This window comes from Streptomyces sp. SS7 (assembly GCF_037993025.1).
In the GTDB taxonomy this organism is placed as follows: Bacteria; Actinomycetota; Actinomycetes; order Streptomycetales; family Streptomycetaceae; genus Streptomyces.
On the sequence record NZ_CP141223.1, the window covers coordinates 712,601 to 735,154 of the forward strand.

The window sequence follows — 22,554 nt, forward strand, 5'->3', positions numbered from 1 at the left end:
GGGGCGCGGGCCGTGTGCGCTAACCGGCGGAACGGGCCGCCGCCCGGGCGACGGAGATCTGACGGGCCACCCGGGGGCCGAGGACGGAGACGACGAGCAGCACACCGGTCACGACGATCTGGGACTGCGCCGACACGTTGACGAGGCTCATCACGTTCTGCAGCGCGCCGAGGAGGAACACCCCCGCGATCGCACCCCCCAACGTGCCCTTGCCGCCGTCGAAGTCGATGCCGCCGAGCAACACCGCCGCGACGACGGAGAGTTCGAGTCCGGTCGCGTTGTCGTAGCGGGCGCTCGCGTAGTGCAGCGCCCAGAAGATCCCGGTGAGCGAGGCCATGAACCCCGTCGCCGTGAACAGGATCAGCTTCTGCCGCTTGACGCGGATGCCGGCGAACCGGGCCGCCTCCTCGCTCGCCCCGATCGCGAACAGCGAGCGTCCGAACGGCGTGGCGTGCAGGACGACCACGGCGATCGCGAGCAGGACCAGGAAGGGCAGGAAGGCCTGCGGCAGGAAGCTGTCCCCGACCCGTCCGGCCGCGAAGTCCAGGTACGTGGAGGGGAAGTCGGTCACCGCGTCGGAGCCGAGCACGATCTGCGCGATGCCCCGGTACGCGGCGAGGGTGCCGATGGTGACGGCGAGGGAGGGCAGTCCGAGCCGGGTCACCAGCAGGCCGTTGATCAGCCCGCAGACGACCCCGAGCAGCAGACAGAGCGGGATGATCGTCTCGATGGTCATGCCCTGGTTCCACAGGGCGCCCATCACCGCGCCGGACAGTCCGGCGGTGGAGGCGACCGAGAGGTCGATCTCGCCGGAGACGACCAGCAGGGTCATGGGCAGCGCGATCAGCGCGATCGGCAGGGTGTTGCCGATGAGGAAGGACAGGTTCAGCGCGTTGCCGAAACCGTCCACGAAGGAGAAGGAGAACAGCAGCAGGACGACGAGGAGAGCGCTGACGACCGTGTCCCACCGGATCGCGCGGTTCAGGGACTCAGGCACGGGCCTCCCCCTTCTTCTCTGCGGCCGGCGTCACCGACGCCGACTTCTTCTTCAGGGCGGTGGCCACCCGCAGCGCCACGATCCGGTCGACCGCGATCGCCAGCAGCAGCAGGACGCCGTTGATGGCGAGGACCCACACCGAGCTGACGCCGAGGGCGGGCAGGACGCTGTTGATGGACGTCAGCAGGAGGGCGCCGAGGGCGGCGCCGTAGACGCTGCCGGAGCCGCCGGTGAAGACGACGCCGCCGACCACGACCGCGCTGACGACGGTGAGTTCGTAGCCGGTGCCGGTCGAGGAGTCGACGTTGCCGAACCGGGCCAGGTACATCGCGCCGGCGAGTCCGGCGAGTCCGCCGCAGAAGGTGTACGCGGCGAGGATCCGCTTGCGCACGGGGATGCCGGCGAGGCGGGCGGCCTCCGGGTTGGAGCCGAGGGCGTACAGCTCCCGGCCGCTGCCGAAGTGCTTGAGGTAGTACGCCGTGGCGATCAGCACCGCCAGGGCGATGAGCGCGAGGTACGGCACCGCGGACAGGCCGCCGGAGCCGAAGTCGACGAAGCCGCCGGGCAGGTCGGCCGCGGTGATCTGCCGGGAGCCGACCCAGATGGAGTCGATGCCGCGGATGATGTACAGCGTGCCGAGGGTGACGACGAGGGCGGGCACCTGGCCGAGGCTGACCAGCAGCCCGTTCAGCAGCCCGCAGCCGACACCGAGCAGGACGGCCAGGGCGATCGCGACGACCGGGTCGCCGCCGCCGTGCAGATAGGTGCCGGCGGCGAAGGCGGTGATGCCGAGGGTGGAGCCGACCGAGAGGTCGACGTTCCTCGTGATCACCACCAGGGACTGGCCGGTGGCGACCAGCACCAGGATGGTCGCGTTCAGCAGCAGGTCCTTGATGCCCTGCTCGGAGAGGAACTCGCTGTTGCCGGCCTGGGTGACGGCGATCATCGCCAGGAAGACGACGAGGATGGCGAGTTCGCGCATCTTGAAGACGCGGTCGACGAGCCGGGTTCCGCCGGACCGGGGCGTCCCGGCGACGGGGGCCTGTTCAGGAGTGGCGACCGTCATGCGGCGGCCCTCCCGGTGGCTGCGGCCATCACGGTTTCCTCGGTGGCGTCGGATCGGGGGATCTCGGCGGTGAGCCGGCCCTCGTGCATCACCAGCACGCGGTCGGCCATGCCGAGGATCTCGGGCAGGTCGGAGGAGATCATCAGGACGGCGACGCCGTCGGCGGCCAGCTCGCTGAGCAGCCGGTGCACCTCGGCCTTGGTGCCGACGTCGATGCCGCGCGTGGGCTCGTCGACGATCAGCACCTTGGGGGCGGTGGCCAGCCACTTGGCGAGGACGACCTTCTGCTGGTTGCCGCCGGAGAGCGTGTTGACGGTGTCGGCGATCCGGGCGTACTTCACCTGCAGTTTGACCGCCCAGTTCAGGGACCGGCTGCGCTCGGCGCCGCGGTCCATCAGGCCGGCCTTCACCGTCGTGCGCAGACCGGTGAGGCCGATGTTGCGCTCGATGGACATGTCCATCACCAGGCCCTGGGCGCGCCGGTCCTCCGGGACCAGGGCGAGGCCGGCGGCCATCGCGGTGGAGGGGGCGCCGTTGACCAGTACCTTGCCGTCGACGGTGACGTCACCGGCGTCCCAGCGGTCGATCCCGAACACCGCGCGGGCCACTTCGGTGCGTCCGGCGCCGACCAGTCCGGCCAGGCCGACGATCTCCCCGCGCCGTACGACGAAGGAGACGTCGGTGAAGACGCCCTCGCGGGTCAGCCGGCGCACGCTCAGGGCGATCTCGCCCGGGGTGACGTCCTGCTTGGGGTAGAGCTCGTCGAGGTCGCGGCCGACCATGCGGCGGACCAGGTCGTCCTCGGTCATCCCGGCGAGGGGCTCGCCGGCGATCCAGGCGCCGTCGCGCAGGGTGGTGACCCGCTGGCAGATCTCGAAGATCTCCTCCAGCCGGTGCGAGATGAAGAGGACGGCCGCGCCCTGCTCGCGCAGGGTGCGCACGACTCCGAAGAGCCGGGCGACCTCGCTGCCGGTGAGGGCGGCGGTCGGCTCGTCCATGATCAGGACACGGGCGTCGAAGGAGAGCGCCTTGGCGATCTCCACGATCTGCTGGTCGGCGATGGACAGGCCGCGGGCCGGGCGGTCCGGGTCGAGGTCGACGCCGAGCCGGGCCATCAGGGCGGCGGTCGCGGCGTGGGTGGCCCTGTGGTCGATGCGGCCGAGGGCGCGCCGGGGCTGGCGGCCCATGAAGATGTTCTCGGCGATCGAAAGGTCGGGGAAGAGCGTCGGTTCCTGGTAGATCACGGCGATGCCGGCGTCGCGGGCGTCGCCGGGTCCGTGGAAGACGACGGGCTCGCCGTCGAGCAGCACCCGGCCGGTGTCCGGCCGGTGCACCCCCGCGAGGGTCTTGATCAGGGTCGACTTGCCCGCGCCGTTCTCCCCGGCGAGGGCGTGCACCTCGCCGGGGAACAGCTCCAGGGATACGCCCCGCAGGGCGCGTACGGCGCCGAAGGACTTGGCGACGTCCCTGAGCGCCAGCACCGGGGCCGGTCCCGTGTCGGACGGGTGGGTCATGGGTGGCTCCTCGACGAACGTCCGCGGCGGTGCCCTGGGGCCCGACACGGCGTCGTGAAAGGTTTCAACTGGATTGCCGGGACGTTAGGCACGGCGGGCATGTCACGTCAATGGGTCCGTCTCGAAAAGTTTTCGATAGCCGAAGGTCACGTGGCGGTCACGGAAAGGGCGCGTGGTCGAAAGGGTTGACAGTACCTTCGCGGCCTCATAGCTTCCCGTTCTGAATCGTTTCATCCGGGCCCTGTCCCGGACCGATGTCACAGGAGCCCGAAGTGACCGACCTCGCCGCCGTGAAGGCCGCGCTGAAGACCCAGGCCGTCGAGACGCCGTCGTGGGCGTACGGGAACTCGGGGACCCGCTTCAAGGTGTTCGCGCAAGCGGGCGTACCCCGCACCCCGCAGGAGAAGCTGGACGACGCGGCACAGGTGCACGCGGTCACCGGCGTCGCGCCGACCGTGGCGCTGCACATCCCGTGGGACAAGGTGGAGGACTACGCGGCGCTGGCCGAGCACGCCGAGGACCGGGGGGTGAGGCTGGGGACGATCAACTCCAACACCTTCCAGGACGACGCCTACAAGCTGGGCAGCATCTGCCATCCCGAGGCGGCGGTGCGCCGCAAGGCCCTGGATCATCTGCTGGAGTGCGTCGACATCATGGACGCGACGGGCTCCACGGATCTGAAGCTGTGGTTCGCGGACGGGACGAACTATCCCGGTCAGGACGACATCCGGGCGCGGCAGGACCGGCTGGCGGAGGGGCTGGCCGAGGTGTACGAGCGGCTCGGGGACGGGCAGCGGATGCTGCTGGAGTACAAGTTCTTCGAGCCGGCGTTCTACGCGACGGACGTCCCGGACTGGGGCACGGCGTACGCGCACTGTCTGAAGCTGGGACCCAGGGCGCAGGTCGTGGTCGACACCGGTCACCACGCGCCCGGGACCAACATCGAGTTCATCGTGGCGACGCTGCTGCGGGAGGGCAGGCTCGGCGGGTTCGACTTCAACTCGCGCTTCTACGCGGACGACGACCTGATGGTGGGGGCCGCGGACCCGTTCCAGCTGTTCCGGATCATGTACGAGGTGGTGCGCGGCGGCGGGTTCACCTCCGAGGTGGCCTTCATGCTGGACCAGTGCCACAACATCGAGGCGAAGATCCCCGCGATCATCCGTTCCGTGATGAACGTGCAGGAGGCGACGGCGAAGGCGCTGCTCGTCGACCGGTCGGCGTTGGCCGCGGCTCAGGCTGCCGGGGATGTGCTGGAAGCCAATGCGGTGCTGATGGATGCGTACAACACGGATGTGCGGCCGTTGCTGCGGGAGGTGCGGGAGGAGATGGGGCTGGACCCCGAGCCCCTGGTCGCCTACCGGGCGTCCGGGTGGGCCGAGAAGGTCGTCGCCGAGCGGGTGGGAGGGGAGCAGGCCGGTTGGGGCGCGTGAGCGTCTGCCTTGATCTGTTTCGTCACGGGGTGCGGGCCGGTCAGTGGCTGGTCGCGCGGTTCCCCGCGCCCCTCGAAGACGTCCACTCCCCTCTCTTGGAAAAGTAAGGAATCTCCATGTCCACCCATCCCGAAGCCGCCGCACTCCTCGCGAGGTCGCACCGACTCGGTGCCGATCCCCGCAACACGAACTACGCCGGCGGCAACGCGTCCGCCAAGGGCGTCGACACCGACCCCGTCACCGGTGGGGACGTCGAGCTGATGTGGGTGAAGGGGTCGGGCGGCGACCTCGGGACGCTCACCGAGAACGGGCTCGCCGTACTGCGGCTGGACCGGCTGCGCGGCCTCGTCGACGTCTACCCGGGGGTGGAGCGCGAGGACGAGATGGTCGCCGCGTTCGACTACTGCCTGCACGGCAAGGGCGGGGCGGCGCCGTCCATCGACACCGCGATGCACGGGCTGGTCGACGCCGCGCACGTCGACCATCTGCACCCGGACTCCGGGATCGCGCTCGCCTGCGCGGCGGACGGGGAGAAGCTGACCGCCGAGTGCTTCGGGGACAGCGTGGCGTGGGTGCCGTGGCGGCGGCCCGGGTTCCAGCTCGGACTGGACATCGCCGCGATCAAGGCCGCCCACCCCCAGGCCGTCGGGGTGGTCCTCGGCGGACACGGGATCACCGCCTGGGGCGACAGCGCCGAGGAGTGCGAGCGCAACTCGCTGCACATCATCCGCACCGCCGAGAGGTTCCTCGCCGAGCGGGGGAAGGCCGAGCCCTTCGGGCCCGTCGTCGAGGGGTACGAGGGTCTGGCCGAGGGCGCGCGCAGGGAGCGGGCCGCCGCGCTCGCGCCGTACGTGCGGGCGATCGCCTCGCAGGACCGGCCGCAGGTCGGGCACTTCGCCGACCCCGACGTCGTCCTCGACTTCCTGGCGCGCGCGGAGCACCCGCGGCTCGCCGCGCTGGGGACGTCCTGCCCGGACCACTTCCTGCGGACCAAGGTGCGGCCGCTGGTCCTCGACCTGCCGCCCACCGCTCCGCTGGAGGAGGCCGTGGCGCGGCTGAAGGAACTGCACACCGCGTACCGGGAGGAGTACGCCGCCTACTACGAGCGGCACGCCGAGGCCGGCTCCCCCGCGATGCGGGGCGCCGACCCGGCCGTCGTGCTGGTGCCCGGCGTGGGCATGTTCTCCTTCGGCAAGGACAAGCAGACGGCCCGGGTCGCCGGGGAGTTCTACGTCAACGCGATCAATGTGATGCGGGGCGCCGAGGCGGTGTCCTCGTACGCGCCGATCGAGGAGCGGGAGAAGTTCCGCATCGAGTACTGGGCGCTGGAGGAGGCCAAGCTCCAGCGGATGCCCGAGCCGAAGGCGCTGGCCACCCGGGTGGCGCTGGTGACGGGCGCGGGCAGCGGGATCGGCCGGGCGATCGCGCACCGGCTGGTCGCCGAGGGGGCGTGTGTCGTCGTCGCCGACCTGAACGCCGAGAACGCGGCCGCCGTCGCCGAGGAGCTCGGCGGGCCCGACAGGGCGGTCGCCGTGACCGTCGACGTGACGGACGAGGAGCAGATCGCCGCGGCCTTCCGGGCCGCCGCGCTCGCCTTCGGCGGGGTCGACCTCGTCGTCAACAACGCGGGCATCTCCATCTCCAAGCCGCTGCTGGAGACCTCGGCCAAGGACTGGGACCTCCAGCACGACATCATGGCCAGGGGATCGTTCCTCGTGTCGCGGGAGGCCGCGCGCATGATGATCGCCCAGGGGCTCGGCGGGGACATCGTGTACATCGCCTCGAAGAACGCCGTGTTCGCCGGGCCGAACAACATCGCGTACTCCGCCACCAAGGCCGACCAGGCGCACCAGGTCCGGCTGCTCGCCGCCGAGCTGGGCGGGCACGGGATCCGCGTCAACGGGGTCAACCCCGACGGGGTGGTGCGGGGCTCGGGCATCTTCGCCGGCGGGTGGGGCGCCCAGCGGGCCGCCGTGTACGGGGTCGACGAGGAGAAGCTCGGCGAGTTCTACGCCCAGCGGACCATCCTCAAGCGGGAGGTGCTGCCCGAGCACGTGGCGAACGCGGTGTTCGCGCTGACCGGCGGGGAGCTGACCCACACCACCGGGCTGCACGTGCCCGTCGACGCGGGTGTGGCGGCCGCTTTCCTCCGGTGACCGGCGTGCGGTCGTACGCCGCGGTCGACCTCGGCGCGTCCAGCGGGCGCGTCATGGTCGGCCGGGTCGGCCCCGACTCCCTGGAGCTGGCGGAGGCGCACCGGTTCGCCAACCGCCCGGTACGGATGCCGGAGGGGCTGCGCTGGGACGTGCTGTCCCTGTACGCCGGGGTCCTGGACGGACTGCGGGCGGCCGGCCCCGTGGACTCGGTCGGCATCGACAGCTGGGCCGTGGACTACGGACTGCTCGACGGTGACGGGGCGCTGCTCGGCAATCCGGTGCACTACCGGGACGCGCGCACCGAAGGGGTCGCCGAGAAGGTGTGGGCGACCGTGCCGGCCACCGAGCTGTACGCGGCGACCGGTCTGCAGTACGCGCCCTTCAACACCCTGTACCAGCTCGTCGCCGCCCGGGAGACACGCCAGTTCGCCCATGCCGAGCGGCTGCTGCTCATCCCCGACCTGCTGGCGTACTGGCTGACCGGGGAGCAGGGCACCGAGCTGACCAACGCCTCCACGACCCAGCTGATCGACCCCCGCACCCGCACGTGGTCGTCCGGGCTCGCCGCGCGCCTCGGCATCGACCTGGAGCTGTTCGCGCCGCTGCGGCAGCCGGGCGATCCGGCCGGGGTCCTGCGCGCCGAGGTGCTGGAGGAGACCGGGCTGACCGCTCCGGTGCCGGTGACCGCCGTGGGGTCGCACGACACCGCGTCCGCGGTGGCGGCCGTGCCGGCGACCGGGGAGCGGTTCGCCTACATCTGCACCGGCACCTGGTCCCTGGCGGGTCTGGAGCTGGAGGCACCCGTGCTCACCGAGGAGAGCCGGGCCGCCAACTTCACCAACGAACTGGGGCTGGACGGCACGGTCCGGTACCTGCGCAACATCATGGGACTCTGGCTGCTCCAGGAGTGCGTACGGGCCTGGGGGGACCCCGATCTGGGGGTGCTGCTGCGGGAGGCGGCGGCCGTGCCCGCGCTGCGGTCGGTCGTGGACGCGGGGGACGCGGCGTTCCTCGCGCCCGGGCGGATGCCGGAGCGGATCGCCGGGGCGTGCCGGGCCACCGGGCAGCCGGTGCCCGGGACCCGCGGCGAGGTCACCCGCTGCATCCTCGACTCGCTCGCCCTCGCCCACCGCCGGGCGGTCGAGGACGCCCAGCGGCTCGCCGGGCATCCCGTGGACGTGGTGCACGTCGTGGGGGGCGGCACGCGCAACGCGCTGCTGTGCCAGCTCACCGCCGACGCCTGCGGGCTGCCCGTGGTGGCCGGGCCGACGGAGGCCGCCGCACTCGGCAACGTGCTGGTGCAGGCGCGGGCCCACGGGCTGGTCGGCGACCGTGCCGATCTGCGCGGGCTGCTCGCCCGCACCCAGCCGCTGACGCGCTACGAGCCGCAGGGCGGCACCGGGCGGTGGCGCGAGGCACAGGCCCGGCTCACCGCGCGGTGAGCCGGGGCTCCCCCCGGGCCCCGTCGCCGACTACCCTGCACTCATCCGATGACCGAACCCCGAGGAGCCGCGATGCGTGTCGCACTGTTCCTGACCTGTGTCAACGACACGCTCTATCCGGACACCGGCCGCGCCGTGGTGAAACTGCTGACCAGACTGGGTGTTGACGTCGACTTCCCGATGGCCCAGACCTGCTGCGGCCAGGCCCACTACAACACGGGCTACCGCCATGAGGCCGAGCCGCTCGCCCGGCACTTCTCCGATGTATTCGGGGAGTACGAGGCGATCGTGACGCCCTCCGGGTCCTGCGGGGCGATGGTGAGGGAGCTGTATCCGCGCATGGGCGAGCGGGCGAGGGCGGAAGGGCGCGGGGGCTCGCTGGCGACGGCGCTGGCGCCGGTGGTGCCGAAGACGTACGAGCTGACCGAGTTCCTGGTGGACGTGCTCGGGGTGACGGACGTCGGGGCCTACTACCCCCACACGGTGACCTACCACCCGACCTGTCACGGGCTGCGGGGTCTGGGCCTGGGCGAGCGGCCCCGCCGACTGCTCCGGGCCGTGAAGGGGCTGGAGCTGGTGGAACTGCCGGGCGCGGAGGAGTGCTGCGGGTTCGGCGGCACCTTCGCGCTGAAGAACTCCGACGTGTCGGCGGCGATGGGCGCGGACAAGGTGCGCAACGCCGAGTCGACCGGCGCCGAGGTGCTGTGCGCGGCCGACAACTCGTGTCTGATGCACCTCGGCGGCACCATGACCCGGCTGAAGGCGGGACTGCGGCCGGTGCACCTGGCGGAGATCCTGGCGAGCACGGAGGAGGAACCGGCCGTATGAGCGGCACGTATCTGGGCATGCCGGCCTTTCCCGAGGCGGCTCGGGCGGCGGTCGGGGACCGGACCCTGCGGGGCAATCTGCGGCACGCCACGCACACCATCCGCGCCAAGCGGGCCACGGCGGTCGCCGAGGTGTCCGACTGGGCCGAGCTGCGGGAGGCCGGCAAGCGGATCAAGGACCATACGCTGCGTCATCTCGACCGCTACCTCGTGCAGTTGGAGGAGTCGGTCACGGCGGCGGGCGGGACCGTGCACTGGGCGGCCGACGCCGAGGAGGCCAACCGGATCGTCGCCCGGCTCGTCAAGGAGACCGGCGAGTCGGAGGTCGTCAAGGTCAAGTCCATGGCCACCCAGGAGATCGGGCTCAACGAAGCCCTCGAAGCCGAGGGCATCCGCGCCTACGAGACCGATCTCGCCGAGCTGATCGTGCAGTTGGGCAGGGACCGGCCCTCGCACATCCTCGTCCCGGCCATCCACCGCAACCGGGGCGAGATCCGGGACATCTTCCGCCGGGAGATGGCCGAGTGGGGGCGCGCGGCTCCCGAGGGGCTCACCGACACACCGGCCGAGCTGGCGGAGGCGGCCCGGCTGCATCTGCGGGAGAAGTTCCTGCGGGCCAGGGTCGGTGTCTCCGGCGCCAACTTCATGGTGGCCGAGACCGGCACGCTGGTGGTCGTGGAGTCCGAGGGCAACGGGCGGATGTGTCTGACCCTGCCCGAGACCCTGATCTCCGTCGTGGGCATCGAGAAGGTCGTGCCGACCTGGCGGGACCTGGAGGTCTTCCTCCAGACGCTGCCGCGCTCCTCGACCGCCGAGCGCATGAACCCGTACACCTCGACCTGGACGGGCACGACGGACGGCGACGGGCCGAGGACCTTCCATCTGGTGCTGCTGGACAACGGCCGCACCGACACCCTCGCCGACGAGGTCGGCCGCCAGGCCCTGCGCTGCATCCGCTGCTCGGCCTGTCTGAACGTCTGCCCGGTCTACGAGCGGGCCGGCGGGCACGCCTACGGCTCGGTCTACCCGGGTCCGATCGGCGCCATCCTCAGCCCCCAACTGCGCGGTACGCAGAGCGAGATCGACGCCTCGTTGCCGTACGCCTCCTCGCTGTGCGGTGCCTGCTACGAGGTCTGTCCGGTCGCCATCGACATCCCGGAGGTGCTGGTGCATCTGCGGGAGCGGGTCGTCGAGGGCGGGCCGGTGGTCCGGGAGGGCAACCGGGTGGTGCTCAAACCGGCCAAGGGGCACGCGGCGGAGCGGGCGGCCATGCGGGCGGCGCGCTGGGCGTTCGCCCGCCCCGGCGCCCTGCGCACCGGGCAGCGGCTCGCCTCCCGGACGCGCCGGCTGCACCCCCGTACGCTCCCCGGACCGGGGCGGGCATGGAGCGGCAGCCGGGACCTGCCGGCCGTACCGGCGGAACCCTTCCGCGACTGGTGGCAGCGGACGAACGGCGGGAAGGACGGAGCGCGGTGAACAGCAGGGAACGCATTCTGGGGCGGGTGCGGCGCGCGCTGGCCGACGCGCCCGGGGACGACGCGCCGATCGAGCGCGCCTATCTGCACGTGCACGGGGACCGCGGCGCCGAGGAGACGGTGGCGCTGCTGGCGGCGAACCTGGCCGACTACCGGGCGCTGGTGCACCGCTGCTCGCCGGACGAACTGCCGTCCGTGATCGGCCGGTTGCTGGCAGAGCGCGGGGCGGGGTCGGTGGTGGTGCCGCCGGGGCTGGACGCGGGATGGCTGGCGCGGACCGGGGCCGACCGGGTCGAGGACACGGCCGCGAGCACCGCGGACGAGCTGGACCGGGTCGGCAGCGTGGTCACGGCGTGCGCGGTGGCGATCGCCGAGACGGGGACGATCGTGCTGGACGGCTCCCCCGACCAGGGCCGCCGCCGGATCACACTGGTCCCCGACCATCACATCTGTGTGGTGCGGGTGCCGGACCAGGTCGTCTCGTCGGTGCCGCAGGCCCTCGAACGGCTGGACCCCGCACGGCCGTTGACATGGATCTCCGGTCCCTCGGCGACCAGCGACATCGAACTGGACCGGGTGGAGGGCGTGCACGGTCCGCGCACGCTCGAGGTGATCCTGGTCGGCTAGTGCCGTGACCTTTCCGCTCACGGCACTAGACGGGGCCCCTCGGGGGTAGGGGCCTGGTGCCGTGTGCGCTCCCCAGGGGGTCCCATGCAGTTCATCGAGGTGACCGGTCTGGCCGGGGTGCGGTCCGCCGTGATCCGGTTCACCAGACCCGCCACGGGCCTGTCCTTCCTGCTGTTCCCGATGATCCACCTCGGGGAGCCGGCGTTCTACCGGGAGGTGGCGGACCGGCTGCGCCGCTGCAACCTGGTGCTCACCGAGGGCGTCGGCCGTCAGACGCGGTCCCCCGGCGCGGAGGCCCTGGTGGCGTCGTACGAGCAGCTGGCGTACAGCGAGCGGCTGGGGCTGGTCGTCCAGGACATCGACTACCGGGCGCTCGGGGTGCCCGTGGTGTGCCCGGACATGTCGGGCCGGGAGTTCGAGGCCGGCTTCCGGCAGCTGCCGCTGCGCGAGCGCCTGCTGATCGCGACGCTGACACCGGCGATGGCCGCGGGCATGCGGTTGTTCGGCACCCGCCGCTACGTGGCCCGGCATCTGGCCACCGAGGATCTGGTGGGCGACACCGAGCAGGCCGTGGCGGACGGCATGCCCGGCCTCGACGACCTGGTGATGCGCCGCCGCGACCGGCTGCTCGTGCGGGTGCTCACCGAGTTCGACCAGGCGTACACGAGCCGCACCGGGCCGTTCACGGTCGCCGTGGTCTACGGCGCCGAGCACATGCGGGCGGCCTCGGAGGCGCTGGTCGGGCTCGGCTATCACGCGGCGGACGCGGAGTGGCTGACGGTGTTCCTGGTGGAGCCGGCTCAGGAGTAGGCCGCTCAGAGCAGGTCACTCAGGAGCAGGTCACTCAGGAGTAGGTCATGGGGCAGTGGTGGCGCAGCGCGTACTGGGCGGCGCGCAGATACAGCGCCGCGAAGAACGCGGTGTCCGGGTCATCGGCCCAGGGGCCGGGACGGGTCGCGGCTCCCTTCCCCGCGTCGCCGTCCTGGAACCAGGCACCGAGCCCGTACGGGCCGGAGGGCTCCGGTATCACGTCGAGCGGCAGCCGGAGGGCGGCGGCGAGGCGCTCGGCGAGGGCGAGGACGTCGGGCGCCCCGACGACCAGGGTCTCGGTGTCGTAGGCGTTCTCGACCGGCAGCAGCAGGGGCTCCTCCAGCGCGAAGGGGACCAGGAACGACCAGCTGAGGAGGGTGTGCCGCTCGCCGGGGGTGAGGTGGGCCCGGCAGAGCGTGTCGAAGCCGTCCATGGGCGGGCTCGTCTTCTCCGCGAACCGGCCCGGCTGCGGCGGCCGGCCCGGCCGGTAGGGCGGCAGACCGCGCCGCGTCAGCTGTTCGTCCAGGGCGGCGGCGACATCGCCGTAGCCGTCCTCACCGGGGACCGACCAGTCCTCCGGGTCCACGCTCACGAGGTAGATACCCATGGCCGCACGGTATCCGCCGCCACTGACAACATCGACAAGGCGGGTGAACAAGCGCTTAGATATGTCTGCGGAGCACCTGCTCGTCCTCGACCGTCCGCCCCGCCCGATCCCCCGGAGGGCCCGTTGTTCACGTCCGTCGACGACGTCGTCGCCCGTCTCGCCGAGACCGGCTATCTGGCCTCTCCCGCGGTCGCCACGACCGTGTTCCTCGCCGACCGGCTCGGCAAGCCCCTGCTCGTGGAGGGCCCGGCCGGCGTCGGCAAGACGGAACTCGCCAAGGCCGTCGCCCGGGTGGCCGGGGCCCGGCTGGTACGGCTGCAGTGCTACGAGGGGGTGGACGAGTCCCGCGCGCTGTACGAGTGGAACCACGCCAAGCAGCTGCTGCGCATCAGCGCCGGCCGTGACGAGACCTGGGACGAGGCCCGCACCGACATCTTCAGCGAGGAGTTCCTGCTCCCGCGCCCGCTGCTGACCGCGATCCGCGGCGACGAGCCGACGGTGCTGCTGATCGACGAGACCGACAAGGCCGACGTCGAGGTGGAGGGCCTGCTGCTGGAGGTGCTCAGCGACTTCCAGGTGACCGTCCCGGAGCTGGGCACGATCACCGCGAGCCGCCGGCCTTTCGTCGTCCTGACGTCGAACGCCACCCGCGAGCTGTCGGAGGCGCTGCGCCGCCGCTGTCTCTTCCTGCACCTCGGCTTCCCCGACGAGGAACTGGAGCGGCGGATCGTGCGGCTGCGGGTGCCCGGTCTGGACTCGGTGCTGACCGAGTCGGTGGTCCGGGTGGTGGCCGCGCTGCGCGCGATGGACCTGCGCAAGGTGCCGTCGGTCGCCGAGACCATCGACTGGGCGCGCACCCTGCTCGCGCTGGGCGCCACCACCTTGGACGAGAGCGTCGTCCGCGACAGTCTGGGCGTGATCCTCAAGCACCAGGACGACATCCTGAAGGCCGGGGCCAAGCTCGACCTGGACGCCGTGTGAGCGGCGACGCCGCCGACCGGCTGACCGGGTTCGTGGCCGCGCTGCGCGCGCACGGCGTGCGGATCGGCACCGGCGAGACCGTGGACGCGGCCGAGGCGGTGGCCGCGCTGGGGTTCGCCGACCGGGGGCTGCTGCGCGAAGGGCTGGCCGCCACCCTGCTGCACTCGCCGGACCAGCGCCGGCTGTTCGACACCGTCTTCGACCTGTACTTCCCCTACGGCGTCGGCGCGCCCGCGGGCGAGCCCGGCGACCGGGACTCCCTGCGCGAGCGGCTCGCGGACGCGCTGGCCGCCGACGACCGTGCCCTGTTGGGCCAGTTGGCGATCGAGGCGGTCGACGGGCTGGGCGGGTACGGGAGTTCACCGGGGGCGGACGGCTGGTCGTCGTACCAGACCCTGGACCGGCTGCGCCCGCAGACGCTGCTGGCCCGGGTCCGGGACGAGATGGGGCGGCGCGGCGGTGGTTCCGGCTTCGCGGGGCGCCTGCTGGAGGACGAGATCCGGCGGCGCATCGAGGAGTTCCGGGGGCTGGTGGCGGTGGAGGCGCGGCGCCGGGTGGCGGAGCGGCGGGGGCGGGACCAGATCGCGCGGCGGGCGGTGGCGCCGACCGCGGACCGGGTGGACTTCCTGTACGCGGGCCGGGACCGGCTGGCCGAATTGCGGCGGACCGTCCAGCCGTTGGCGCGCAAGCTGGCCACCCGGCTGGCCGCGCGCCGCCGCCGTGCCGCGCGCGGCACGATCGATCTGCGCCGCACCCTGCGCGGCTCGCTGTCCACGGGCGGGGTGCCGATGCGGCCGGTGCTGCGCCGTCGGCGGCCGGCCCGTCCCGAACTGGTCCTGCTGTGCGACGTGTCGGGCTCGGTGTCCGGCTTCTCCGACTTCACGATGCTGCTGGTGCAGGCGTTGCACGACCAGTTCGGCAAGGTGCGGGTGTTCGCCTTCGTCAACCGGATCGACGAGGTGACGGGGCTGCTCGAGCACGGCCGTGCCGATCCCGAGGGACTGGGCTCGCGCATCCGGGCCGAGGCCCGGCTGACGGGCCATCACGGCAGCAGCGACTACGGCGTCGCGCTCGGGGAGTTCGCGCACCGGTACGGCGCCGCCGTGGGCCCGCGCACGACGGTGTTCGTCCTGGGGGACGCCCGGACGAACATGAGCGACCCGAACCTGGCGGCCCTGCGCGAGATCTCAGGGCGGGCCCGCCGTCTGTACTGGTTGAACCCGGAGCCCCGCTCGCTGTGGGGCACGGGCGACTCGGCCGCTCCCGAGTACGCCGGACTGGTCGCGATGCACGAGTGCCGCAACGCCCACCAACTCGGCGCACTGGTGGCGCGGTTGCTCCCGATCTGAGCGTCTTCCGCCACGAAGGCCGGGGCTCGGTTCGCTACTCGGCCTTCGCGTAGTCCTTGGCCATCGCCCCGGCGAAGTCGTAGACCACGCACTGCTCGTCACCGACGACCCAGGCGTCGTGTCCGGGTGAGACCACGAAGACGTCGCCGGGACCCACCTCGGTCTCGCCGCCCTCGTCCATGGTGATGTGCATCCGCCCGCTGACCACATAGCCGTTGTGGTGGATCTGGCAGGTGTCGGTGCCCGCGAGGGGCGCCACCGACTCCGTCCAGCGCCAGCCGGGCTCGAACGTCGCCATGGCGAAGTCCAGCCCGCTCATGTGGACCGCCTCCAGGTGGCCCCGCGGAAAGTCGCGCCGCTCGTCCGGCTTGTCCATCGTCTTCACTTCCAGCATGGCGTCCTCCTTCCGGCGGCCGTGCCGTGCCACGGCCGGGGCCGGTCTCCCCGGCCGCCCTGGACGTCACCGGTGGGGGCCGCGCCTCACAGGTCCATCGTCCGCCCCGCCACCGGGGGGCGCCATTCGGCGGACCGGGTCTCAGGTACCGCCCGCGCACAGCTCGGCGAATCGGTGGGTGTCGATGTTGCCGCCGGAGACGATCACCCCCACACGGCGGCCCGGGACGCCGGTCCGGCCCGCGAGCAGGGCGGCCAGCGGGGTGGCCCCGCTGGGCTCCACGACGATCTTCAGACGCTCGAAGGCGAAGCGCATCGCGGCGCGGATCTCCTCGTCGGAGACGAGGGCGATCTCGTCGACGAGGCGCCGGTTCACCGGGAAGGTCAGCTCGCCGGGCGTGGACAGGGCCTGGCCGTCGGCGATGGTGCGCGGCACCGGGATCTCGATCCGCCGGCCGGCTCGGAGGGACCGTCGGGTGTCGTCCCCGGCCTCCGGTTCGACGCCGACGATCCGGATGCCGGGCCGCAGCCCCTTCGCCGCGGTGGCGCTGCCGGCGATCAGCCCGCCCCCGCCGACCGGGGCGAGGAGGGCGTCCAGGCCGTCCACCTCGTCGAGGAGTTCGAGTGCCGCGGTGCCCTGGCCCGCCATGACGTGCGGATGGTCGTAGGGCGGGATCAGGGCGAGCCCTCGGTCGGCGGCCAGGGCCCGGGCGAGTGCCTCCCGGTCGCCGGTGTAGCGGTCGTACGTCACGATCTCGGCGCCGTAGCCCTCCGTGGCCGCCCGTTTGGAGCGCGGCGTGTCCTCGGGCATCACGATCACCGCGGTGGTGCCCAGCTCCCGGGCGGCCAGGGCGACGGCCTGGGCGTGGTTGCCGGAGGAGTAGGCGGCGACGCCCCGGGCGAGCTGGTCGGGGGTCAGCCGGGAGACCGCGTTGTAGGCGCCGCGGAACTTGAAGGCACCGACGCGCTGGAAGTTCTCGCACTTCAGGAACACCTCGGCGCCGACGGCCGCGTCCAGGGTGCGGGAGCGCAGCACGGGGGTGCGCCGGGCGACGCCCCTCAGTCTGACGGCCGCGTCCAGCACGTCGTCGAGGGTGATCGGCGGGGGTGCGGTGGTCACGGGCGGGCTCCCTCGGTGGAGTCGGAGGCGTGGGCGGGGTCGGTGGACGTGTCCCGCGCCTGCGCCAGGTAGTGGTAGGCGGAGGCGCGGGAGATGCCCAGGCGGGCGGCGACCTGTTCGACGGCCCGGCGCACGGCGAAGACGCCCCGTTCGTCCAGGCCGCGGAAGAGGGCGACGCGGCGGGCCCGGTCGAGGCCGGGCCAGGTCTGGTCCTGGCGCCGCAGATGGTCGTCGAGCAGGGCGTCCACGACGGAGTCGATGTCGTCGCCGAAGGTGGTCACGGGCGCCTGCGACGGCTGCGCGCCGGTGCCCGCGAGCGCGGCGAGCAGTCCTTGCACCCGGTCGACCTCGGTGACGTCGACGTTGACGCAGAGGGCGCCGAAGACCGCGCCGGCGGAGTCGCGCAGCACCATCGTGGACGACTTGACCCGTCTGCCGTCGCCGGTGCGGGTGACGTAGTTCAGCTCGTCGCGGGCCTCGTCGCCGCGGGCCAGGACGCGCAGGCCGATCTCACTCATCGCCCCGCCGACCGTCCGCCCGGTCACCGACCCGGCGACGGCGACCACCGACCTCTCCGGCCGCCGGTAGTCGTGCAGGACGGCCTCGCACATCGGCCCGAAGGTGGCCGCGATGCCGTCCACGACCGGGGTGAGCGCCCGCAGGATCGCATCCCGCTCCCTCTCCCTCGCCCGTTCGCCTCCGCGGTCCCTCTCCGTGGTCTCCATACGAGCGATTAGACCACAAGTCCAGGATCTGGACCAGCAGTCCAGGCCGCCGGACGTTCCCCGCTCCGTCCGGCGATCGATCGATCAAGGGGTGGCGTCCCCAATCCCCGTTTCCCTAGGATGTGTTACCGACCGCGACGACGCGGCCACGGCCGGGAGCTGGGGGAGAAGACATGCAGTCCGGGAAGCCTCTGTCCACGGAGATCGACGCCACGATCCCGACGGCAGCGCGCATGTACGACCACTACCTCGGCGGCAAGGACAACTACGCGGCCGACCGGGCCGCCTGCGCCGAACTGGACAAGGTCGTCCCGAGCACCCGCGCCCTCGCCCTGAACAACCGCCGCTTCCTCCAGCGGGTCGTGCGGACCCTGGCCCGGGAGTACGGCATCCGGCAGTTCCTGGACCACGGGTCCGGCCTGCCCACCCAGGACAACGTCCACCAGGTCGCCCAGCAGATCGACCCGAGCTCCCGGGTCGTCTACGTCGACAACGACCCGATGGTCCTCGTGCACGGCCGCGCCCTGCTGGAGCAGGACTCGCGCACCACCGTGATCCACGCCGACATGCGCGAGACCGAGGCCATCTTCACCCACCCCGACACGGAGCGGCTGATCGACTTCTCCCAGCCGGTGGCCGTGCTGTTCAACTCGGTCTTCCACTGCATCCCCGACAGCGAGACCGACGGCCCGTCCGCCGTGGTCCGCCGGGTGTCCGAACGCCTGGCCCCCGGAAGCTATCTGGTGATGTGTCAGCTGGTCAGCGAGGACGCTGCGGTACGGGAGTTCGTGACCGACTTCATGGACAAGGCCACGCAGGGGCACTGGGGCCGGGTGCGGGAGCAGAAGGACGTCGCCGCGTGGTTCGAGGGGCTCGGGATCCTCGAACCGGGACTGGTGGAGGTCTCCACCTGGCGGCCCGACACCGAGGTCGCGCCCCGCCAACTCACGCAGGAGTGGATCGAGTTCGGCGGCGTGGGACGTCTGGGCTGACCGGGCCCCGGCCGGGACCGGCCGTCAGGCGTAGCGCTGCCGGACGGTCTCCTCGATCAGCCTGAGCGACTCGCGCGGCTGGAGCGCCTGGTCGGCCAGCCGGTCCAGGGCGACCCGGTACTCCTCCGTCTCGTCCCGGTCCTCCAGGAAGGTCGCGCTCCTGATCTGCTCCAGATAGACGATGTCGGGCAGATCGGCGCCGCCGAACCGCAGATAGGTGACGGGGATGACCGGCGCGGAGGCGTGCGTGACGTCCAGCGGGACGACCTGCACGGTGACGTGGGGCAGCCGGGCCAGCTCGACCAGATGGGCGAGCTGCTCGCGCATCACCTCGCGGCTGCCCAGCACCCGCAGCAGCACCGACTCGTCGAGGATCGCCCACACCCGCGGGGCGTCGGCGCGGTGCAGCAGCTCGCTCCGCCGGGTGCGCAGCTCCACCCGGCGCTCCACCTCCCGCGGCGAGGCCGAGGGCAGCCCGCGCTCCACCACGGCCCGGGTGTACGCGGGGGTCTGGAGCAGACCCGGCACGTACTGGATCTCGAAGGTACGGATCGCGGTGGCCGCCTCCTGAAGTCCGACCAGACGATCGAACCACTCGGGCATCAGCCGTTTGTCGTACCGCTGCCACCAACCCGGCTCCCCCGCCTGCCGCAGCAGCTCCAGCAGCACCGAGGCCTCGTGCTCCTCGGCGCCGTACAGCGCCAGCAGCGCGCGGACGTCACCCTCCGTCGGAGGGCGGCGCCCCTTGCCGGCCTCGATGCGCGACAGCTTCGCCGGGCTGAACCGGACCGCACGCGCGGCCTGGTCCTGGGCGAGCCCGGCGTCCTCGCGCATGCCCGTGAGCTGGACCCCGACCAGCATTTTGAGCAAGGTCGGGGCGGGCTCCGCGCGGTTCAGATACGGTTCGAGGCGGGAGACTCGAGGTGACTCGGCAGACATGCTGTGACTCCCCACGGACCGGCAGACGACAGACCCCAGTATCGCATCCGACGCCCGACGGCCGTAGGCAGCAAGGGAATTGAACCGGCGCCTCGTCGGCGGCACCCTGCGCCCGAGGCGCTCACAGCAGGTGGTCGAACTCCCCGCCCTTCGCCCCCGCCAGGAACGCGGCCACCTCGGCCGGCGTGTAGACCAGGGCCGGACCGTCGGGGTCCCGGGAGTTGCGCATCGCCACACCGCCCCCGTCCAGCGCCGCGACCTCGACGCAGTTGCCCTCCGCGTTGCTGTGACTGCTCTTGATCCAGCGGACGCCCAGCTCGCTCGCCCGCACTCCGTTCGACACCGATCCGGTTCCTGACGACACGGCAACTCTCCTCGCTTCATACGCGCAATTTCCCGTGAAATTGCACGAGGACATCGTCAGCGTGGATAATAACCATGCCGTCAACCGCACTTCCGGCAACCCGTCCTGACCTCGCCTCAGGGAGATGCCCCGTGTCATCACCTGCGCAGTTCCGGAACCACGAGTCCGCCCTCGACTCGTCCAGAACCGCAAGCCTGCACCTCGGGGGCGGCCGGGAGGGATGCGCCGAGGCCCGGAACTTCACCCGGCGCACGCTCGGCGGCTGGTCCCTGGACCACTGCGCGGACGACGCACTCACCGTCGTCACCGAACTCGCCTCCAACGCCGTCCTGCACGGCCTGCCGCCCCTGCCGGCGGATCACCTCACGGATCACTTCGACGTACGGCTCCGGCTCACCCTGCGCCGCTCGCACCTGATGTGTGCCGTCACCGACCCCAGCGACAGCCCACCCCTGTACCCGCCCCCCGGCGACGACCTGCTGGAGCACGGCCGCGGGCTGTACATCGTCGAGACCCTCTCGGAGCACTGGGGCTGGACCCGCCGCTCCCCCGTGGGCAAGACCGTCTGGGCCATGCTGCCGACCCGCACCTCCACGACATGACCGCCACGAAGAGAACCCCGCCCCTGCAGGACCTGGGACATGTGCCCTGGCCCGAGATCCGGGACACCACCGGATCCGCCGCCGGCATCCCCGCCCTGCTCACCACCGTCGCCCGCGGCGACGCCGAGACCGCCGAGAGCGCGCTCGGGCAGCTGCGCCGCCGTATCTGCCGGTACGGCTTCGTGGTGGACCAGGCGACCGCGGCCACGGTGCCGTTCCTGTGGGAGCTCGCACGGCTTCCGCAGGTCACCTGCAGGGTGGCCATACTGCGTCTGCTGAGGAGCATCGCCGACGCCCGCCAGTGGGAGACCACCGCCGCCGCCTACCCCAAGCTGCTGCGCCACCCGGACAACCACGTGGCCTGGGAGCGCCAGGCCCGCCATGCCGTCCGGGCCCAGCGGGGCCTCCTGGAGGATCTCCTCACGGACCGGGACAGCGAGATCGCCGAGGCCGGCCGGGAGCTCGCGGCGACGCTGAACGACTGAAGAACGGGCGGCGAGCCGGTCCGTCCGGGGGAACCGACCGCTAGGTTGACCGTATGAGCAACCTTGACCGTGCGCCCGTGCCGAGCGTGTGCGGCGGGCGTGGATTCGTCGTCGCCGAACCCGTCCGCGAGCTGCTGAGCCCCCGCCGGGTGAAGCTCGGCGAGTCGACCGAGGTGCGCCGGCTGTTGCCGAACCTGGGCCGGCGCATGATCGGCGCCTGGGCCTTCGTCGACCACTACGGACCCGACGACATCGCCGACGAACCGGGTATGCAGGTGCCGCCGCACCCGCACATGGGACTCCAGACCGTCAGCTGGCTGCACGAGGGCGAGGTGCTGCACCGCGACTCCACGGGCAGCCTGCAGACCGTCCGCCCCCGCGAACTCGGCCTCATGACCTCGGGCCGTGCGATCAGCCACTCCGAGGAAAGCCCGCGGACCCACGCCCGCTACCTCCACGGCGCCCAGCTCTGGGTGGCGCTCCCCGACGCCCACCGCCGCACCGAGCCCCACTTCGAACACCACGCCGCGCTGCCCACGGTCACCGCGCCCGGCCTCACCGCCACCGTCGTCCTCGGCGAACTCGACGGGTCCCGCTCCCCCGGGACGACGTACACCCCGATCGTGGGCGCGGACCTCGCCCTGGCCGAGGGCACGGACGTGCGCCTGCCGCTCGCCGCCGACTTCGAGTACGGCGTCCTGTCGATGTCCGGCGAGGTCCACGTCGACGGCGTCCCGGTCCTCCCCGGCTCCCTCCTCTACCTCGGCTGCGGCCGTACCGACCTCTCCCTGCGCGCCGCCTCCGACGCGGGCCTGATGCTCCTCGGCGGCGAGCCCTTCGAGGAGGAGCTCATCATGTGGTGGAACTTCGTCGGACGGTCCCAGGACGAGATCGTCCAGGCCCGCGAGGACTGGATGAAGGGGACACGGTTCGGAGAGGTGCGGGGCTACGACGGGGCGCCGCTGCCCGCACCGGAACTGCCGCCCACGCCGCTCAAGGCGCGGGGCAGGGTGCGGTGAGCCGGGGAGAGCGGAGGACTGCTTCCCGGAGGGAACGGCAGACCTTCCAGGCGCATCTGCGGCAGGCCGCCACCGGCATCCTGGAGCGGCTCCCCGAGCAGCTGAAGCGTGAGACGTACGTCCTGGCCTTCAACATCTGGCGCCTGGACGCCGACCACCGCCGCCCGTACGTGGACATCGGCTACAACACGGAGAGCCGGTACGAGGAGGAGATGCGCCGCAACTCCGATCCCTGGGAGGTGCGCTGGAACTACGCCTTCTGGATCCTGGAGGGCTTCGACAGGCTCGGCACCGTCCCCGAGGACCCGGTCGGCGGCCGGCTCCTCGAGGAGGAGGCAAGGGACCTCGGGATCTGGTACGACGGTGAGGTCGATCTCGGTCGGCCGACGACGGACGACGCGCTGCGCACCAGGTCCGGCCTCCTCGCACGCCACTTCCGCGACGCCGTGGTCGACCTCGCCCGCCACCTCCACGCGAGCGGAACCATCGAGAGGATCTTCGGTCGCCCCTTGCCCGTGGTCGTGTTCGACATGGACTGCCCGGGCTGGGAGGAGGAGGCCACCAGGGCTGCCAACCCGGCCGGGCTGATCGAGGACTTCCTGGGGGCCGCGCTCGACGGCACGCCGTGACG

The 22,554-nt window shown here is 72.2% G+C and carries 23 protein-coding genes; 14 read left to right on the forward strand and 9 right to left on the reverse strand.

The window, feature by feature from the left end; all coding sequences use genetic code 11:
• Positions 1-19: 19 nt before the first annotated feature.
• The 3 genes from U5640_RS03255 to U5640_RS03265 are packed head-to-tail and all read right to left on the reverse strand — an operon-like array spanning position 20 to position 3,577.
• A complete protein-coding gene (locus U5640_RS03255) occupies positions 20-997 on the reverse strand; it encodes an ABC transporter permease (RefSeq protein ID WP_340374285.1) in 978 nt (325 codons plus the stop codon).
• Positions 990-2,063 (reverse strand): ABC transporter permease, encoded by a 1,074-nt coding sequence (locus tag U5640_RS03260; protein WP_340374286.1) that lies wholly within the window; start codon positions 2,061-2,063, stop codon positions 990-992. The genes U5640_RS03255 and U5640_RS03260 overlap by 8 nt, the downstream gene beginning before the upstream one ends.
• Entirely contained in the window at positions 2,060-3,577 is a 1,518-nt protein-coding gene (locus tag U5640_RS03265) for a sugar ABC transporter ATP-binding protein (RefSeq protein WP_340374287.1), read from the reverse strand. Before U5640_RS03265 ends, U5640_RS03260 begins: the two co-directional genes overlap by 4 nt.
• A 272-nt stretch (positions 3,578-3,849) precedes the next feature.
• Between U5640_RS03265 and rhaI the strand changes: the two genes are divergently transcribed.
• From rhaI to U5640_RS03300, 7 genes are all read left to right on the forward strand, one after another.
• Positions 3,850-5,010, forward strand: coding sequence for an L-rhamnose isomerase (gene rhaI, locus U5640_RS03270; protein ID WP_340374288.1), 1,161 nt, complete (start codon positions 3,850-3,852; stop codon positions 5,008-5,010).
• Between the two features lie 116 nt (positions 5,011-5,126).
• Positions 5,127-7,166, forward strand: a complete 2,040-nt coding sequence (locus tag U5640_RS03275) for a bifunctional aldolase/short-chain dehydrogenase (RefSeq protein ID WP_340374289.1) — start codon at positions 5,127-5,129, stop codon at positions 7,164-7,166.
• Between the two features lie 5 nt (positions 7,167-7,171).
• Complete coding sequence (locus tag U5640_RS03280; protein ID WP_340374290.1) at positions 7,172-8,608, forward strand: rhamnulokinase family protein; 1,437 nt, start codon at positions 7,172-7,174, stop codon at positions 8,606-8,608.
• Between the two features lie 72 nt (positions 8,609-8,680).
• Positions 8,681-9,436 carry a (Fe-S)-binding protein gene (locus tag U5640_RS03285; RefSeq protein WP_067254595.1) on the forward strand — a complete coding sequence of 252 codons (756 nt, stop codon included), beginning with the start codon at positions 8,681-8,683 and terminating at the stop codon, positions 9,434-9,436.
• On the forward strand, positions 9,433-10,911 hold the full coding sequence (locus tag U5640_RS03290) for a LutB/LldF family L-lactate oxidation iron-sulfur protein (protein ID WP_340374291.1): 1,479 nt from the start codon (positions 9,433-9,435) through the stop codon (positions 10,909-10,911). Before U5640_RS03285 ends, U5640_RS03290 begins: the two co-directional genes overlap by 4 nt.
• Positions 10,908-11,537: a lactate utilization protein C gene (locus U5640_RS03295; protein WP_340374292.1), complete on the forward strand. Its 630-nt coding sequence runs from the start codon at positions 10,908-10,910 to the stop codon at positions 11,535-11,537. The genes U5640_RS03290 and U5640_RS03295 overlap by 4 nt, the downstream gene beginning before the upstream one ends.
• 84 nt (positions 11,538-11,621) lie before the next feature.
• Positions 11,622-12,347, forward strand: a complete 726-nt coding sequence (locus U5640_RS03300; RefSeq protein WP_340374293.1) for a hypothetical protein — start codon at positions 11,622-11,624, stop codon at positions 12,345-12,347.
• Positions 12,348-12,381: 34 nt separating this feature from the next.
• Here U5640_RS03300 and U5640_RS03305 read toward each other — a convergent pair whose 3' ends face one another.
• Positions 12,382-12,954, reverse strand: a complete 573-nt coding sequence (locus U5640_RS03305; protein ID WP_340374294.1) for a hypothetical protein — start codon at positions 12,952-12,954, stop codon at positions 12,382-12,384.
• Positions 12,955-13,077: 123 nt separating this feature from the next.
• Here U5640_RS03305 and U5640_RS03310 point away from each other — a divergent pair, with 123 nt between their 5' ends.
• The gene (locus U5640_RS03310; RefSeq protein ID WP_067254586.1) at positions 13,078-13,935 is read left to right on the forward strand and encodes a MoxR family ATPase; all 858 of its coding nucleotides are present in this window, start codon (positions 13,078-13,080) and stop codon (positions 13,933-13,935) included.
• Positions 13,932-15,284, forward strand: coding sequence for a VWA domain-containing protein (locus U5640_RS03315; protein WP_340374295.1), 1,353 nt, complete (start codon positions 13,932-13,934; stop codon positions 15,282-15,284). Before U5640_RS03310 ends, U5640_RS03315 begins: the two co-directional genes overlap by 4 nt.
• A gap of 34 nt (positions 15,285-15,318) precedes the next feature.
• Here the strand turns inward: U5640_RS03315 and U5640_RS03320 are convergent, their stop codons facing one another.
• From U5640_RS03320 to U5640_RS03330, 3 genes are all read right to left on the reverse strand, one after another.
• Positions 15,319-15,678: a cupin domain-containing protein gene (locus tag U5640_RS03320; RefSeq protein ID WP_340374296.1), complete on the reverse strand. Its 360-nt coding sequence runs from the start codon at positions 15,676-15,678 to the stop codon at positions 15,319-15,321.
• A 141-nt stretch (positions 15,679-15,819) separates the two neighbouring features.
• On the reverse strand, positions 15,820-16,797 hold the full coding sequence (locus tag U5640_RS03325; RefSeq protein ID WP_340374297.1) for a threo-3-hydroxy-L-aspartate ammonia-lyase: 978 nt from the start codon (positions 16,795-16,797) through the stop codon (positions 15,820-15,822).
• Entirely contained in the window at positions 16,794-17,522 is a 729-nt protein-coding gene (locus U5640_RS03330; RefSeq protein ID WP_340374298.1) for a PAS domain-containing protein, read from the reverse strand. The genes U5640_RS03325 and U5640_RS03330 overlap by 4 nt, the downstream gene beginning before the upstream one ends.
• A gap of 173 nt (positions 17,523-17,695) precedes the next feature.
• Between U5640_RS03330 and U5640_RS03335 the strand changes: the two genes are divergently transcribed.
• The gene (locus U5640_RS03335) at positions 17,696-18,514 is read left to right on the forward strand and encodes an SAM-dependent methyltransferase (protein WP_340374299.1); all 819 of its coding nucleotides are present in this window, start codon (positions 17,696-17,698) and stop codon (positions 18,512-18,514) included.
• Positions 18,515-18,538: 24 nt separating this feature from the next.
• Here U5640_RS03335 and U5640_RS03340 read toward each other — a convergent pair whose 3' ends face one another.
• Together U5640_RS03340 and U5640_RS03345 are read right to left on the reverse strand one after the other, a co-directional pair.
• On the reverse strand, positions 18,539-19,453 hold the full coding sequence (locus U5640_RS03340; protein ID WP_340374300.1) for a helix-turn-helix transcriptional regulator: 915 nt from the start codon (positions 19,451-19,453) through the stop codon (positions 18,539-18,541).
• Positions 19,454-19,574: 121 nt separating this feature from the next.
• Entirely contained in the window at positions 19,575-19,796 is a 222-nt protein-coding gene (locus tag U5640_RS03345; RefSeq protein WP_340384908.1) for a DUF397 domain-containing protein, read from the reverse strand.
• Positions 19,797-19,948: 152 nt separating this feature from the next.
• Here U5640_RS03345 and U5640_RS03350 point away from each other — a divergent pair, with 152 nt between their 5' ends.
• The 4 genes from U5640_RS03350 to U5640_RS03365 are packed head-to-tail and all read left to right on the forward strand — an operon-like array spanning position 19,949 to position 22,552.
• Positions 19,949-20,419 carry an ATP-binding protein gene (locus U5640_RS03350; protein WP_340374301.1) on the forward strand — a complete coding sequence of 157 codons (471 nt, stop codon included), beginning with the start codon at positions 19,949-19,951 and terminating at the stop codon, positions 20,417-20,419.
• A complete protein-coding gene (locus U5640_RS03355) occupies positions 20,416-20,904 on the forward strand; it encodes a hypothetical protein (RefSeq protein WP_340374302.1) in 489 nt (162 codons plus the stop codon). The genes U5640_RS03350 and U5640_RS03355 overlap by 4 nt, the downstream gene beginning before the upstream one ends.
• A 53-nt stretch (positions 20,905-20,957) precedes the next feature.
• Positions 20,958-21,923 (forward strand): pirin family protein, encoded by a 966-nt coding sequence (locus U5640_RS03360; protein ID WP_340374303.1) that lies wholly within the window; start codon positions 20,958-20,960, stop codon positions 21,921-21,923.
• Positions 21,920-22,552 (forward strand): hypothetical protein, encoded by a 633-nt coding sequence (locus U5640_RS03365; protein WP_340374304.1) that lies wholly within the window; start codon positions 21,920-21,922, stop codon positions 22,550-22,552. Before U5640_RS03360 ends, U5640_RS03365 begins: the two co-directional genes overlap by 4 nt.
• Positions 22,553-22,554 lie beyond the last annotated feature (2 nt).